Below are 14,429 nucleotides of genomic sequence, written 5' to 3' on the forward strand. Positions count from 1 at the left end.
CACGCGCCGAGCCGAGGAGACCCTCGTGCGGGGCCCCGCACCACCCACACCACCCAGCCCCGCCGGCGATTGAGGCGACCCACCTCGGCATGAACGATCCGCACCACCGAGCCGTGAACCGCCGAGCCGCCCGCAGGGCACCCGGCCCCGCCGGCGATTGAGGCGCCCCGCCCGGCAAGGGCGAAGCCGCACCCCACACCACCGAGCGGACCGCAGGTCACACGGCGGGAACGCAGCGGCCTTCCTCCGTGCGGTACTGCCACTTGGCTCCGGAGGTGACCAGTTCCTTCACGGCGCCGACGAAGCGGTCGACGTGCTCGTCCGGGGTGCCGGCGCCGAAGCTGACGCGGATCGCGTTCAGGGAGCGCTCCCCCGGTGCCGCCTCGGGGGCTCCGCATTCGCCCTGGGCCTGCGGCTCGCTGCCCAGCAGGGTGCGGACCAGCGGGTGGGCGCAGAACAGGCCGTCGCGGACGCCGATCCCGTACTCGGCGGACAGCGCGGCCGCGAAGTGGGAGCTGTTCCAGCCGTCCACCACGAAGGAGATGACGCCGACCCGCGGGGCGTCGTCCCCGAAGAGGGAGAGGATCCGGACCGCCGGAACCTCCGCCAGGCCCGACCGGACCTTCGCGATGAGCTGCTGCTCGCGGGCGACGAGGTTCTCGAAGCCGGCCTCGGTCAGGGCCTTGCAGGCCGAGGCGATGGAGTAGACGCCGATGACGTTCGGGGAACCGGCCTCGTGGCGGGCGGCCGTGGTGTGCCACTCGACGTCCACGCCGCCGTCCTCGCGCCGGGCCACCTTGCGGGAGGCGCCGCCGCCCGCGAGGTAGGGCTGGGCGTCCTGGAGCCAGTCGGCGCGGCCCGCGAGTACGCCCGAGCCGAAGGGCGCGTACAGCTTGTGTCCGGAGAAGGCGACCCAGTCGACGTCCAGGTCCTGCACGGAAACGGGGTGGTGCGGGGCCAGTTGGGCGGCGTCCAGGACGATGCGGGCGCCGTGGGCGTGCGCGGCGGCGGCGAGTTCCTTGACGGGCCACAGCTCGCCGGTGACGTTGGAGGCGCCGGTGACGCAGACCAGGGCCGGACCGTAGGGGTCGCGGTCGGCGAGGGCCCGCTCCAGGGTGGCGACGGCTTCGGCCGGGGTGCGCGGGGCGTTGAGGTAGGTGACCCGCGCGTCGACCCACGGCAGCAGGGAGGCGTGGTGCTCGGTCTCGAAGACGAACACCTGGCAGTCGGCGGGGAGTACGGCGGCGAGCAGGTTCAGCGAGTCGGTCGTGGAGCGGGTGAAGACGACCTGGTCGGTGGGGCGGCAGTCGAGGAACTCGGCGACGGTGACCCGGCTCTGCTCGAAGAGGTCGGTGGAGAGCTGCGAGAGGTATCCGGCGCCGCGGTGCACGCTGCCGTAGTAGGGGGCGTACGCGGCCACGTCGTCCCAGACGCGCTGCAGGGCGGGGGCGCTGGCCGCGTAGTCGAGGGCCGCGTAGGTGACCTCGCCGCCGGTGACGAGGGGGACGGTGACGTCCCGGCCGAGGACGGCGAGCGGCTCGGCACAGGCGGGGTCGACGGTGACGGCGGTGGTGGTGGCGACGGCGGCGTTCAGGGATGCGGACATGGCGGTATCTCCCGGCAGGCAGGGCTGAATGGCTTCGGTGTGCCCGTACGCGGGTACGGCGCTGCGGCCGTCCGGGGTACGGGAGGGTCCTCGGACCGCGCTGGGCGGGGGTACACGGAAGTGACCCTGATCCGAGGGTGAAGTAGGGGCGGAGTCGCCCTATCGCATTCGCTTGCTCACGGAAAAAGCTCCTCGAGAAGACCAGGACCCCTGGTGTCGAGGGATCCGCGCTTGCCGTAGGCCTTGCTGCCTACGACCTGGTCATCACCCGGGGCACCCCGCCACGGAAGGAGGGTTGCCGGACAGCAAGCCGGGGCCTAAACGCTGTCACTCGTGACCTGTTCAGCATCCTGCCACAAGATCGCCCGAAGGCAAGACCCCGGTCCGAATGGCGGACCGGGGTCGTAGCTTTCACGCCGTTCTCGTACCGCTACGCGTTGCTGGCGGTCACCCAGCGCTCCAGGGCGGCCCGCGCCGCACCCGAGTCGATGGACTCCGCCGCACGGGCGATGCCGGCGGTGAGCTGTTCCTCCAGGCTGCCCGGACCGGGGTCGAGGGCCACCAGGGCGGCCGCCGAGTTCAGCAGCACGGCGTCGCGGACCGGGCCGGTCTCGCCGGCCAGGAGGCGGCGGGCCACGTCCGCGTTGTACGAGGGGTCCCCGCCGGCCAGCGCGGAGACGCCGACCAGGGGGATGCCCACGTCACGGGGGTCGAAGGCCTGCTCGGAGACCTTGCCGTCGCGGACCCACCAGACGCGCGAGGTCGACGTCGTGCTCAGTTCGTCCAGGCCGTCGTCGCCGCGGAAGACCAGCGCGGAGGAGCCCCGTGAGGCGAGCACGCCCGCCACGATCGGGGCCATCCGGGGGTCGGCCACGCCCGATGCCTGGGCGCGCACCCGGGCCGGGTTGGTCAGCGGGCCGAGGACGTTGAAGGTGGTGCGGATGCCGAGCTCCTTGCGGGCCGCCGCGACGTGCCGCAGGGCCGGGTGGAACTTCACCGCGAAGCAGAAGGTGATGCCCGCTTCCTCGGCGACCTCCGCGACGCGCGCCGTGCCGAGGTCGAGGTTGACGCCGAGCTTCTCCAGGACGTCCGAGGAGCCGCTCGCGGAGGACGCGGCCCGGTTTCCGTGCTTGACGACCTTGGCGCCGGTACCGGCCACCACGATCGCCGACATCGTGGAGATGTTCACCGTTTTGGCCCCGTCGCCGCCGGTGCCGACGATGTCCACCGTGCGGCCGGGTACCTCGATCAGGTTGGCGTGCGCGTACATGGCCCGTACGAGGCCGTTGATCTCCTCGACCGTCTCCCCCTTGGCCCGCAGCGCGACCATGAAGCCGGCGATCTGGGCGTCGGTGGCTTCTCCGCGCATGATCCGGTCCATGGCCCAGGCGGTGTCCTCGGCGGTCAGGTCCTGGCCGGTCAGCAGAGCGTCGAGAACGCCCGGCCAGCCACGGGCCGCCACGCTGTCGCCGCCTGCCGGGGTCGCAACGTTCATGGTCCGCTCCTGCTGTCGGTGGGCCGTCCTCATGTTCTGGCGCCACGTCTGATCGGTCAGGGTTCAGCCTATCCAGCCCCGGTTACGGCAAAGAGCCCCGTCCAGACACTGGACGGGGCTCTCGCCGTGGCGACACCAGGACTGACCGAAATCAATCCCTCATGCGTTCATACGGGGATCAGTGGTGGCCGTGGCCGGACTGGATCTCCTTGTATTCCTCCACCGTGGGCTTCGGAATCTGGTTGTTCTCGCCGTAGAAGCCCTGGCTGAGCTTCGCGCGCAGCTTCTCGGCGGCCTTCACCTTGCGCTCGACACCGTTCTCGTCGACCGTCGGGCCGATCTCGACCGGCTTGTACTGCTCGTGCGCGGTGAGGGTGTGCAGCTTGCCCTGCGGGAGCGGCTCGTGGATCTCGACGAACTCACCGTGCGGCAGGCGCTTGATGATGCCGGTCTCGCGACCGTGCAGCACCTTGTCGTGGTCACGACGCTGCAGACCGAGGCAGATCCGCTTGGTGACGATGAACGCCAGCACCGGGACGACGAAGAAGCCGATCCGGACGAACCACGTGATCGAGTTGATCGACAGGTGGAAGTACTGGGCGAACATGTCGTTGCCGCCGCCGATGAGGAGCACGATGTACTCCGCGATCCAGGCGACACCGAAGGCGGTGCGGGTCGGGACGTTGCGCGGGCGGTCCAGGATGTGGTGCTCGCGCTTGTCCCCGGTGACCCAGGACTCGATGAACGGCCAGACGGCGATCGCGCCGAGGACCAGCGGGAAGAGCAGCAGCGGGATGAACACGCCCAGGACGAGCGTGTGGCCCCACAGGTTGATCTCCCAGCCGGGCATGGCACGGATCAGGCCTTCGGGCATACCCATGTACCAGTCGGGCTGCGCACCGGTGGACACGTGGTCCGGGCGGTACGGGCCGAGCGCCCAGATCGGGTTGATCGTGGCGATGGCCGCGACGGCCGCGATGACACCGAAGACCAGGAAGAAGAAGCCTCCGGCCTTGGCCATGTAGACCGGCAGCAGCGGCATGCCGACGACGTTGTTGTTCGTCTTGCCGGGACCCGCGAACTGGGTGTGCTTGTGGTAGAAGACCAGGATCAGGTGGGCCACGAGCAGGCCCATCATGATGCCGGGCAGCAGCAGGATGTGCACCGAGTAGAACCGCGCGACGAAGTCGCCGCCCGGGAACTCTCCGCCGAACAGGAACATCGACAGGTACGTGCCGACGACCGGGACGGACAGGATGGCGCCCTGCATGAAGCGGACACCGGTACCCGAGAGCAGGTCGTCCGGCAGCGAGTAACCGGTGAAGCCGGTGAACATGCCGAGGACCAGCAGCAGGAAGCCGAAGATCCAGTTGACCTCACGCGGCTTGCGGAACGCGCCGGTGAAGAAGACGCGCATCATGTGCACGACCATCGCCGCGACGAAGATCAGCGCCGCCCAGTGGTGGATCTGACGGATCAGCAGGCCACCGCGGACGTCGAAGCTGATGTCCAGCGTCGAGGCGAAGGCCTCGGACATCATGACGCCCTGCATCGGCACGTACGAGCCGTGGTACACGACCTCGTTCATGCTCGGGTGGAAGAACAGCGTCAGGTACACACCCGTGAGGATGATGATGATGAAGCTGTAGAGGCAGATCTCACCGAGCATGAAGGACCAGTGGTCCGGGAAGATCTTGCGCATGTTGGCCTTGGCCAGGCCGTAGATGCCCAGGCGGCCGTCCGCCCAGTCCGCTACTCGCTCGCCGGCCGGCGCTTTGCGCTCGTTGTTGTCGCTGGTGCTCATCCGCGCTCCCAGAATGCAGGACCGACGGGCACTTCGAAGTCGCCAAGCGCTTCGAGGAAGCCTTCGTCATTCACGCCGATCCGCAGCTGCGGAAGCGCGTGACCGGCCGGGCCGAAGATGACACGGGCGCCGTCGGAGAGGTCGAAGGTGGACTGGTGGCACGGGCAGAGCACGTGGTGCGTCTGCTGCTCGTACAGGCTGATCGGGCAGCCGACGTGGGTGCAGATCTTGGAGTAGGCCACGATCCCGTCGTGGGACCACTCAAGTTCCTTCTTGTCCTTGATGTCGTCCGGCTGGATACGGACGATCATCAGGGCGGCCTTGGCGATCTGGACCTGGAAGTCGTGCTGCTCCTCCTCCAGGCCTTCCGGCCTGGCGAAGGTCAGCGACCCGACGAGCACGTCCTCGGGACGCAGCGGCTCGTTCGTGTTGTCGTTGATGAGCAGCTTGCCCTTGGCCCACAGGGTCTTGCGCAGCTTCTCCTCGGGCAGCGGGCCCAGGTCGCGCAGCAGCATGACGCCGGCGAGCGGCACCATGGCCATCGCACCGAGCAGCGTGTTGCGGATCAGGGGCCGGCGGCCGATGCCGGACTCGCTCGCGCCGTCGGCGAAGTCCTGCAGGACCTGCGCCTTGACCTCCGGCGGGGCGGCGATCTCGTGGCGCTCGGCGGCGACCTCGACGTCGGACATCAGGGTGCGGGCCCAGTGGACGGCGCCCGCGCCGATGCAGAAGAGGGCCACGCCCAGGGTCATGCCCAGGGAGAAGTTGAGCGCGCTGACCTTCCCGATGGGGAAGATGTAGACGATCTTGTCGACCGGGAAGATCACGTAGGACGCGATGAAGCCGATCGTCGCCAGCATCGACAGCGTGAAGAGCATCGCGACGGTGCGCTCGGAGCGCTTGGCCGCCCGCTCGTCGATGTCCTGGATGCGGGGCTTGTGGACCGGCAGGCCCGGGTCGGCGAACGGGTCGTCCGCGACCGCGACGCCACCGTGGTGGGCGTCTCCCTGCTCGCTCGGCAGGTGCTTCTCTTCGGGAATCTCTTGGTTACTCATGACTTCTTGGCCTTAGCGGTGTGGGCCGCGACCCAGACGGCGACAGCGATCAGCGCACCCAGGGCGAAGATCCAGCCGAACAGACCCTCGGAGACGGGGCCGAGGCCACCGAGCTTCAGGCCACCGGGGCTGGTCGACTTCTCGCCGTTGACGTTCTCGAGGTACGCGATGATGTCCTTCTTCTGCTTCTCCGGCATGGTGCTGTCGGGGAAGGAGGGCATGTTCTGCGGGCCGGTCTGCATGGCCTCGTAGATGTGCTTCGGCGAGACACCCTCAAGGTTGGGGGCGTACTTGCCGTTCGTCAGCGCGCCGCCTTCGCCGGTGAAGTTGTGGCACTGCGCGCAGTTGTTGCGGAAGAGCTCACCACCGTTGGCGATGTCGGCACCCGCCGGGTCGTACTGCTTCTCGGTCGGCGTGATCGGACCGGCGCCGAGCGACGCGATGTACGCGGCCAGCTGGTCGATCTGCGCCTGGTCGTAGATGACGGGCTTCTTCGGCACCTGGGCGCCGGGCTGCTGGGCGGGCATGCGGCCCGTGCTCACCTGGAAGTCGACGGCCGCGGAGCCGACGCCGACCAGGCTCGGGCCGTCAGAGGAACCCTGACCGCCGGTTCCGTGGCAGCTTGCGCAACCCACGGCGTAGAGCTTCTTGCCCTCCTCGATGGCGAGGGACTGGGCGGTTTCATCGGCCTGCGCCTTGCCCGCGGGGGCGAAGGCGGCGTACAGCCCCCCAGTGGCCGCCAGCGCGAGGAGTAGAACGACGACCGCCGCCAGCGGATGGCGTCGTCGTGCGGAGAGCTTTTTCACGGATTACCCCGGTGTCAGGATCTTCTGCGTCGGTGTGTCTGGATGGAGTGCCGGGTCTTGCCCGGTGACGTGTTCGCTACTTGATCAGGTAGATCGTCGCGAAGAGGCCGATCCAGACGACGTCGACGAAGTGCCAGTAGTAGGACACGACGATGGCCGACGTGGCCTGTTCGTGGGTGAACCTCTTGGCCGCGTACGTCCGGCCGAGGACCAGCAGGAAGGCGATGAGACCGCCCGTCACGTGCAGACCGTGGAAGCCGGTGGTCAGGTAGAACACCGAGCCGTAAGGGTCCGACGAGAGGGACAGGCCCTCATGCTTGACCAGCTCGGTGTACTCGAACACCTGGCCGCCAATGAAGATCGCACCCATGACGAACGTGATGATGAACCACGTCCGGAGCTTCTTCACGTCACCGCGCTCGGCGGCGAATACGCCGAGCTGGCAGGTGAGCGAGGAAAGCACCAGGATCGTGGTGTTCGTCGCCGAGAAGGGAAGATTCAGGGCTTCGGCCTGTTTCGTCCAGAACTCGGGACCCATCACGGATCGCAGGGTGAAGTACATCGCGAAGAGGGCCGCGAAGAACATCAGCTCGGAACTCAACCAGATGATGGTTCCGACGCTGACGAGGTTCGGCCGGTTGACCGTCGGGTGCGCGTGCCCGGTATCTACTGTCGTTGCTGTCGCCACGACCGACATTATGTCGGTCGCTTATCCCGCCCTCACCCCGGGGGGTGCCGTTCGGAGTGTCAGGGGCGTGTGCAAGGCCCGAACGGCCCATCAGATGAGCCCTGCGCGCGGTCACCTGCGACATGTTCGAACCGATGTTGACGATGCACCGGGAGGAGTAGCATCCCGCGCAACATCAACGTGATTCACGGCCACGTGGAGGAACGAAATGCGGGCGACTGCGCGGGTTCTGGTCTACAGCGACGACGCGGGCACCCGGGAGCAGGTGCGGCTGGCGGCAGGACGCAGGCCCGCCGCGGACCTGCCGCCGGTGGAGTTCCTGGAGTGCGCGACGCTTCCGGCGGTCCTGACGGCGCTGGACGCGGGCGGCATCGACGCGTGCGTGCTGGACGGCGAGGCGGTACCGGCCGGGGGCATGGGTGTGTGCCGGCAGATCAAGGACGAGATCTTCCGGTGTCCGCCGGTGCTGCTGCTGATGGGGCGCCCGCAGGACGCCTGGCTGGCCACGTGGAGCCGCGCGGACGCGGCCGTGACCCTTCCGGTGGACCCGGTGCAGTTCGCGGACACCCTGGCGGGCCTTCTGAGGACCCGTCTGTCCCTGGACGCCTGATCCCGTCCTACGGGGCCCCACGCGCCCCACAGGGGGCCTTACGGGTGAATGAGGCCGGGAATCTCCCCCCGGACGGCGTCGGGGGGAGAGGCCGGGCCGCGGAGCACCTAGACGGTGGGGCGCAGGCGGGCCTGGTCGACCGGACTGCGGCCTTCCTGGGTGCCCTTGAGCAGGGCGCTGCCCTGGCGCCAGTCCTTCCAGTCCATGTTCCAGTCGCCGAAGCCGTTGCCGAAGACGTCCATGTCGTCGCCGATGCTGTTGATCACCTTGACGACGTCGCCCTCGGTGATGTTCTCGTAGAACCAGGCGGCGTTGCCGGTGCTCATGCCCGTGCAGCCGTGGCTGACGTTCTCGTAGCCCTGCGAGCCGACGGACCACGGCGCGGCGTGGACGTATTCACCACTCCAGGTGACGCGGGTGGCGTAGTAGACGGGCAGGTTGTAGTACTCGCTGCCGCCGATGCCGACGGTGTCGCCGCGCATCTGTACGAAGTACTGCTTGCCCAGCACCACCTTGATGCCGTTGCGGGTGGAGAAGCCGGGCTTTCCGGTGGTCACCGGAATGGTGTTGATCACTTCTCCGTTGCGCTTGAACGTGAGGTAGTGCGAGGAGGCGTCGGTGGTGACCTCGACCCGGTCCCCGATCTCCAGCTTCAGCGGCTTGGCGACGGCTCCGTGGAGCTCGTCGGTGATCCTGACGCCCTCCAGGTTGCTCCGTACGGAGACGGCGGAGTGGGCGGGCCAGTAGTCCTTGGGCCGGTAGTGGAGGTTCTTGTCGTCCACCCAGTGCCAGGCGCCCTCGACTCCGGGCGGGGCGTCGACGACGAGGCCCCGTTCCACGATGCCGCGGGCGGCCTTGTCCTTGACGGGCTCGCTGAGTTCGGCGGTGATGGGCTGCCCGACGCCGTACTTGCCCTCGTCCGGGCCGAATTCGACCTTCAGGATCCCCTTGGACGGGGTGGTGTCGAAGGTGAGCGTGCGCTGCCCGGGGGCGCCCCGCTCGTCCTCGGTGCTCACGGTGACCGTGTAGCGGACGCCTGAGGCCATCGGGGTCGTGCTGTGCCAGCGGTCCCCCTTGGCGCTCAGTTCGCCCGCCAGGCGGCGGCCGTGGGTGTCCACGGCCAGCACATCGGTGATCCGGCCGCCACCGCTCTTGGCGGTGATCTCCAGGGGCCGATCGGGGTCCACGGGGCGATTGCCGGCCCGCTGGTTGAAGGCGACCTGCTCGCCCGCGTCGTACGGGCGGGCTGACAGCGGGTTCTTGTCGCCGGACCCGCATGCGGTGGCGCCGGCCCCGAGGGACGCGACCAGCAGGGAGCAGCTGAGTACCGTCCAAAGACGCGGTGAGTGCTTCATGGATCCAACGCTATGAAGATATGACAATTACGGCGCGCGGGGTGACTGCAAACGAGGGGCCCGGGCTCCTCCTGAAGGAGGTGCCCGGGCCCCAAGTGCTGCGCGGCGCGGCCGCGACGGTGCTGCTACTGGTTCTGGTTCTCACCGCGGTAGTACTCGTACACCCAGCCCCACAGACCGATCAGGATCAGCGGAGCGGAGAAGTACATGAGCCACCAGCCGAAGACGACGCCCAGGAAGGCGAAGGCTCCACCGATCGCCAGCGAGAGCGGCTGCCAGCTGTGCGGGGAGAAGAACCCCAGCTCGCCCGCCTCGTCGGCGACGTCGGCCTCCAGGTTGTCCTGGGCCATCTCGTCCACACGCTTGGCCGTGAAGGCCAGGTAGTAGCCGATCATGACGCTCAGGCCGAAGGCCAGGAAGAGCGCGGTGGTACCGACGGGCTCCTTCGACCACACGCCGTACACGACGGCCATGATCAGGATGAAGAAGGAGAGCCAGAGGAACATCTTGCCCTGGATCTTCACTTGTCGGCCTCCTTGCCACCGGTGACGGCCTTGGCGGCGACGCTGTGGTCCTCGAGGTGCTCGAGGGCCGCGATCTCAGGGTGGTGCAGGTCGAACGCCGGGGACTCGGAACGGATCCGCGGCAGGGTGAGGAAGTTGTGCCGCGGCGGCGGGCAGGACGTCGCCCACTCGAGCGAACGGCCGTAACCCCACGGGTCGTCGACCTCGACCTTCTTGCCGTACTTGGCCGTCTTCCAGACGTTGTACATGAACGGCAGCATCGACAGGCCGAGCACGAACGAGCTGATCGTCGAAATCGTGTTCAGCGCGGTGAAGCCGTCGGCGGCGAGGTAGTCCGCGTAACGACGCGGCATGCCCTCGGCACCGAGCCAGTGCTGCACCAGGAAGGTGCCGTGGAAGCCGATGAACAGCGTCCAGAACGTCATCTTGCCGAGGCGCTCGTCCAGCATCTTGCCCGTGAACTTCGGCCACCAGAAGTGGAAGCCGGCGAACATCGCGAACACCACGGTGCCGAAGACGACGTAGTGGAAGTGCGCGACGACGAAGTACGAGTCGGAGACGTGGAAGTCCATCGGGGGCGAGGCCAGGATGACGCCGGTCAGGCCACCGAAGGTGAAGGTGACCAGGAAGCCGATCGTCCAGAGCATCGGGGTCTCGAAGGACAACGAGCCCTTCCACATGGTGCCGATCCAGTTGAAGAACTTCACACCGGTCGGTACCGCGATCAGGAAGGTCATGAAGGAGAAGAACGGAAGCAGCACACCGCCGGTGACGTACATGTGGTGGGCCCACACGGTCACGGAGAGGCCGGCGATCGCGATCGTCGCGGCGATCAGGCCGATGTAGCCGAACATCGGCTTACGGCTGAAGACCGGGATGATCTCGGAGACGATTCCGAAGAATGGCAGCGCGATGATGTACACCTCTGGGTGCCCGAAGAACCAGAAGAGGTGTTGCCATAGCAAGGCGCCGCCGTTCGCGGCATCGAACACATGCGAACCGAACTTGCGGTCGGCCTCCAGCGCGAAGAGCGCGGCGGCCAGCACCGGGAAGGCGAGCAGGACCAGGACACCGGTCAGCAGCACGTTCCAGGTGAAGATCGGCATGCGGAACATCGTCATGCCGGGAGCGCGCATGCAGATGATCGTGGTGATGAAGTTGACCGAGCCGAGGATCGTGCCGAAGCCGGAGAAGGCCAGACCCATGATCCACATGTCGGCGCCGATGCCCGGCGAGCGGACCGCGTCCGACAGCGGGGAGTAGGCGAACCAACCGAAGTCGGCCGCGCCGTTCGGCGTGACGAAGCCGGCCACCGCGATGGTCGAGCCGAAGAGGTACAGCCAGTACGCGAACATGTTCAGCCGCGGGAACGCCACGTCGGGCGCGCCGATCTGCAGCGGCATGATCCAGTTGGCGAAGCCCGCGAAGAGCGGGGTGGCGAACATCAGCAGCATGATCGTGCCATGCATGGTGAACGCCTGGTTGAACTGCTCGTTCGACATGATCTGCGTGCCCGGACGGGCCAGCTCGGCGCGCATGAAGAGCGCCAGCACGCCGCCGATGATGAAGAACACGAACGACGTGACCAGGTACATCGTGCCGATGGTCTTGTGGTCGGTCGTGGTCATCCACTTCACGACCACGTTGCCCGGCTGCTTGCGCCGTACCGGCAGCTCGTTCTCATACGAGTCGGCGGCGGCACCCTGGGATTCGTTGAGGATGCTCACAGTTTGTTCACTTCCGCATTCCGGGCCGGGTCGCTCTGCTGGATACCGGCCGGGAGGAAGCCGGTCTGACCCTTCTCCGCCAGATCCTTCAGGTACGCCCGGTAGTCCTCAGGGGAGACCACCTTGACGTTGAAGAGCATCCGGGAGTGGTCGACGCCGCAGAGCTCGGCACACTTGCCCATGAAGGTGCCGTATTCGGACGGGGTGACCTCGAAGACGTTGGTGTGGCCCGGAATGACGTCCTGCTTGAACAGGAACGGGACCACCCAGAAGGAGTGGATCACGTCGTTCGACGACAGGATGAAACGGACCTTCTCACCCTTGGGGAGGACCAGGGTCGGACCCGGGTTGCCCGTCTGGGGGTTCCGGTCGCCCGGGACACCCTTCTGGTAGACGCCCTCGGCGCCCGCCGGGAAGTCCTTGGTGAAGCGGTCCGGGATGGAGGCGAGCTCCTTGGGGACCGCGCCCGCCTTCGGGGTGGCCGCGTCGCCGTCGACGTTCTCGACGTAGTTGAAGCCCCAGCTCCACTGGAAGCCGATCACGTTGATCGTGTGCGGCGGCTTCGGGGTGAGGGCCAGGAGCTTCGACTCGTCACGAGCGGTGAAGTAGAAGAGCACCGAGACGATGATGAGCGGGACCACGGTGTACAGCGCCTCGATGGGCATGTTGTACCGGGTCTGCGCGGGCACCTCGATCTTCGTCCGGCTGCGCCGGTGGAAGATGATGCTCCAGATGATCAGGCCCCACACGAGGATGCCCGTGACCAGCGCGGCCGCCCAGGATCCCTGCCACAGGGAGAGGATGCGCGGCGCCTCCTCGGTTACCGGAGTCGGCATTCCGAGGCGGGGGAAGTCTTTCCATGTATACGAGCAACCAGTGGCGGTCGCCAGGACCACGCCCGCAGTCAGCGCCTGCAGCAGCTTCCGCCGCATCGGGCGCCGCGGCGAGCGGTCGGAGCCGTAGGGACTCACGTAGCGCCTTCCCGAGAGTCTCGGCCCGCGCGGCCGGCCGCGGCCGTGTTCGGGTCGGTCGCCGGCCCTGACGCAGGCAGGGGTTTGGATGTTTATGCGGACCAAACCCTACTGGACGCTATTTGGGGTCGCGCGGGGAGGGTGCCCAACGCGCCGCTACTGCCCCCGAAGGGATGGATCCGCCGTCCGGGGGACGCCGCGAATGGCCCTGAATGGCGGGCTCCGGGGCACATCTGACGCCCCCTGACCTCGAACGCTGCGGCCCGGGGATAGCGTGACCGGATGCCGTACTTCGACAGCGCGTCCGCCGCTCCCCTGCACCCCGTGGCCCGACAGGCGTTGCAGGCCGCCCTGGACGAGGGCTGGGCCGATCCTGCCCGGCTGTACCGGGAGGGCAGGCGCGCCCGGCTGTTGCTGGACGCGGCGCGGGAGGCCGCCGCGGAGGCGGTGGGATGCCGGGCCGACGAGCTCGTGTTCACTCCTTCGGGGACGCACGCGGTTCACACAGGGGTGGCGGGGGTCCTCGCGGGGCGCCGACGCGTCGGAAGTCATCTGGTCGTATCGGCGGTCGAACACAGTTCGGTATTGCACGCGGCCGAGGTGCACGAGGCGCGCGGCGGGACGGTGACCGAGGTCCCGGTGGACCGGTGGGGCGCGGTGACGCCCACCGCCTACGCGGACGCACTCACCCCCGAGACCGCCCTCGCCTGCCTCCAGTCGGCCAACCACGAGGTGGGCACGGTGCAGCCGGTGGCGGAGGTGGCCGAGGTCTGCGGGGCGGCCGGGGTTCCGCTGCTGGTGGACGCGGCCCAGTCGCTGGGCTGGGGTCCGGTGGAGGGCGCCTGGTCCGTCCTGGCCGCGAGTGCGCACAAGTGGGGCGGCCCGCCCGGGGTCGGCCTGCTGGCGGTCCGCAAGGGGGTGCGCTTCTCTCCCCAAGGCCCTGCGGACGAGAGGGAGTCGGGGCGTTCCCCCGGTTTCACGAACCTGCCCGCGATCGTGGCCGCGGCGGCTTCGCTGCGGGCCGTACGTGCCGAGGCGGAGGGGGAGGCGGCCCGGCTGCGGGTCCTGGTGGACCGTATCCGGCGGCGGGTGGTGCGGCTGGTCCCGGACGTGGAGGTGGTGGGCGATCCGGAGCGGCGGCTGCCGCACCTGGTCACCTTCTCCTGTCTGTACGTCGACGGGGAGACGCTGCTGCACGAGCTGGACCGGGCCGGCTTCTCGGTCTCCTCGGGCTCCTCGTGCACGAGCTCCACGCTGACCCCCAGTCACGTGCTGCGGGCGATGGGCGTGCTGTCGGAGGGGAACGTACGGGTGTCCCTGCCGCCGGGGACCCCGGCGGAGGAGGTCAACGCGTTCCTGGAGGTACTGCCGCGCGCGGTGGCGGACGTACGGGAACGGCTCGGCGTGTCGGAGCCCCCGGCGGTGGCGCCGGTGGCGGACTCGCTGGAGCTCGACGCGCTGGGGCTGCGGTGCCCGCAGCCGGTGATCGAGCTGGCCCGGGCCATCGTGACGGTCCCGGTGGGCGGCACCGTCACGGTCGTCTCCGACGACGAGGTGGCCCGGCTGGACATCCCGGCATGGTGCGCGATGCGGGGCCACACGTATGTGGGCGAGACCCCCCGCGAGGTCGGCTCCGCCTACACGGTCCGCCGAGCCGTCTGACCCGGCCCGCACCCATCCGGCTGCGCCCGGCACGTTCCCGCCTCGGCCGGGCAGATCCAGCCTCGCCGGCGTTTGGGGCGCGGGGTTTGGGGCGGAGCCCCAGGAAAACCGGCTCCGCCCGGCCCC

General features: G+C 68.5%; 12 protein-coding genes and 1 riboswitch. Of the genes, 2 read left to right on the plus strand and 10 right to left on the minus strand.

The annotated features are described in order from the left end of the window. Positions 1-217: 217 nt before the first annotated feature. The 6 genes from AB8A24_RS39240 to AB8A24_RS39265 all read right to left on the minus strand — a co-directional run bounded on the left by AB8A24_RS39240 (position 218) and on the right by AB8A24_RS39265 (position 7,463). The gene (locus tag AB8A24_RS39240; RefSeq protein ID WP_328963656.1) at positions 218-1,606 is read right to left on the minus strand and encodes an aminotransferase class V-fold PLP-dependent enzyme; all 1,389 of its coding nucleotides are present in this window, start codon (positions 1,604-1,606) and stop codon (positions 218-220) included. A gap of 222 nt (positions 1,607-1,828) precedes the next feature. Next, a riboswitch (SAM riboswitch) is annotated at positions 1,829-1,945 on the minus strand. Between the two features lie 91 nt (positions 1,946-2,036). Continuing rightward, a complete protein-coding gene (gene trpD, locus AB8A24_RS39245) occupies positions 2,037-3,101 on the minus strand; it encodes an anthranilate phosphoribosyltransferase (RefSeq protein ID WP_033221864.1) in 1,065 nt (354 codons plus the stop codon). Between the two features lie 178 nt (positions 3,102-3,279). After that, positions 3,280-4,905, minus strand: coding sequence for a ubiquinol-cytochrome c reductase cytochrome b subunit (locus AB8A24_RS39250; protein WP_266390749.1), 1,626 nt, complete (start codon positions 4,903-4,905; stop codon positions 3,280-3,282). Further along, positions 4,902-5,960 carry a Rieske 2Fe-2S domain-containing protein gene (locus AB8A24_RS39255; protein WP_328963655.1) on the minus strand — a complete coding sequence of 353 codons (1,059 nt, stop codon included), beginning with the start codon at positions 5,958-5,960 and terminating at the stop codon, positions 4,902-4,904. The genes AB8A24_RS39250 and AB8A24_RS39255 overlap by 4 nt, the downstream gene beginning before the upstream one ends. Further along, positions 5,957-6,766, minus strand: coding sequence for a c-type cytochrome (locus tag AB8A24_RS39260; RefSeq protein WP_266390755.1), 810 nt, complete (start codon positions 6,764-6,766; stop codon positions 5,957-5,959). The genes AB8A24_RS39255 and AB8A24_RS39260 overlap by 4 nt, the downstream gene beginning before the upstream one ends. A gap of 76 nt (positions 6,767-6,842) precedes the next feature. Further along, complete coding sequence (locus AB8A24_RS39265; RefSeq protein WP_266390758.1) at positions 6,843-7,463, minus strand: heme-copper oxidase subunit III; 621 nt, start codon at positions 7,461-7,463, stop codon at positions 6,843-6,845. A gap of 199 nt (positions 7,464-7,662) precedes the next feature. On the opposite strand from AB8A24_RS39265, the gene AB8A24_RS39270 reads away from it, so the two are divergent. After that, the gene (locus AB8A24_RS39270) at positions 7,663-8,064 is read left to right on the plus strand and encodes a hypothetical protein (RefSeq protein ID WP_328963654.1); all 402 of its coding nucleotides are present in this window, start codon (positions 7,663-7,665) and stop codon (positions 8,062-8,064) included. A 107-nt stretch (positions 8,065-8,171) separates the two neighbouring features. On the opposite strand, the gene AB8A24_RS39275 is transcribed toward AB8A24_RS39270, so the two are convergent. The 4 genes from AB8A24_RS39275 to coxB all read right to left on the minus strand — a co-directional run bounded on the left by AB8A24_RS39275 (position 8,172) and on the right by coxB (position 12,641). Beyond that, positions 8,172-9,419: an Ig-like domain-containing protein gene (locus AB8A24_RS39275; RefSeq protein ID WP_328963653.1), complete on the minus strand. Its 1,248-nt coding sequence runs from the start codon at positions 9,417-9,419 to the stop codon at positions 8,172-8,174. Between the two features lie 125 nt (positions 9,420-9,544). Then, the gene (locus AB8A24_RS39280) at positions 9,545-9,943 is read right to left on the minus strand and encodes a cytochrome c oxidase subunit 4 (RefSeq protein WP_030731135.1); all 399 of its coding nucleotides are present in this window, start codon (positions 9,941-9,943) and stop codon (positions 9,545-9,547) included. After that, the gene (ctaD, locus tag AB8A24_RS39285; protein WP_328963652.1) at positions 9,940-11,670 is read right to left on the minus strand and encodes a cytochrome c oxidase subunit I; all 1,731 of its coding nucleotides are present in this window, start codon (positions 11,668-11,670) and stop codon (positions 9,940-9,942) included. The genes AB8A24_RS39280 and ctaD overlap by 4 nt, the downstream gene beginning before the upstream one ends. Beyond that, positions 11,667-12,641 carry a cytochrome c oxidase subunit II gene (coxB, locus tag AB8A24_RS39290; RefSeq protein ID WP_328963651.1) on the minus strand — a complete coding sequence of 325 codons (975 nt, stop codon included), beginning with the start codon at positions 12,639-12,641 and terminating at the stop codon, positions 11,667-11,669. Before coxB ends, ctaD begins: the two co-directional genes overlap by 4 nt. 282 nt (positions 12,642-12,923) lie before the next feature. Here coxB and AB8A24_RS39295 point away from each other — a divergent pair, with 282 nt between their 5' ends. After that, complete coding sequence (locus AB8A24_RS39295) at positions 12,924-14,303, plus strand: aminotransferase class V-fold PLP-dependent enzyme (RefSeq protein WP_328963650.1); 1,380 nt, start codon at positions 12,924-12,926, stop codon at positions 14,301-14,303. Positions 14,304-14,429 lie beyond the last annotated feature (126 nt).

Source organism: Streptomyces sp. BF23-19 (assembly GCF_041106355.1).
In the GTDB taxonomy this organism is placed as follows: domain Bacteria; phylum Actinomycetota; class Actinomycetes; order Streptomycetales; family Streptomycetaceae; genus Streptomyces; species Streptomyces virginiae_A.

Bases quoted from the DNA above. Each gene is read 5' to 3' on its own strand.
- AB8A24_RS39240 (WP_328963656.1), bottom strand. From the start codon at position 1,606: ATGTCCGCATCCCTGAACGCCGCCGTCGCCACCACCACCGCCGTCACC.
- AB8A24_RS39295 (WP_328963650.1), top strand. From the start codon at position 12,924: ATGCCGTACTTCGACAGCGCGTCCGCCGCTCCCCTGCACCCCGTGGCC.
- AB8A24_RS39250 (WP_266390749.1), bottom strand. From the start codon at position 4,905: ATGAGCACCAGCGACAACAACGAGCGCAAAGCGCCGGCCGGCGAGCGA.
- AB8A24_RS39275 (WP_328963653.1), bottom strand. From the start codon at position 9,419: ATGAAGCACTCACCGCGTCTTTGGACGGTACTCAGCTGCTCCCTGCTG.
- trpD (WP_033221864.1), bottom strand. From the start codon at position 3,101: ATGAACGTTGCGACCCCGGCAGGCGGCGACAGCGTGGCGGCCCGTGGC.
- AB8A24_RS39265 (WP_266390758.1), bottom strand. From the start codon at position 7,463: ATGTCGGTCGTGGCGACAGCAACGACAGTAGATACCGGGCACGCGCAC.
- AB8A24_RS39255 (WP_328963655.1), bottom strand. From the start codon at position 5,960: ATGAGTAACCAAGAGATTCCCGAAGAGAAGCACCTGCCGAGCGAGCAG.
- AB8A24_RS39270 (WP_328963654.1), top strand. From the start codon at position 7,663: ATGCGGGCGACTGCGCGGGTTCTGGTCTACAGCGACGACGCGGGCACC.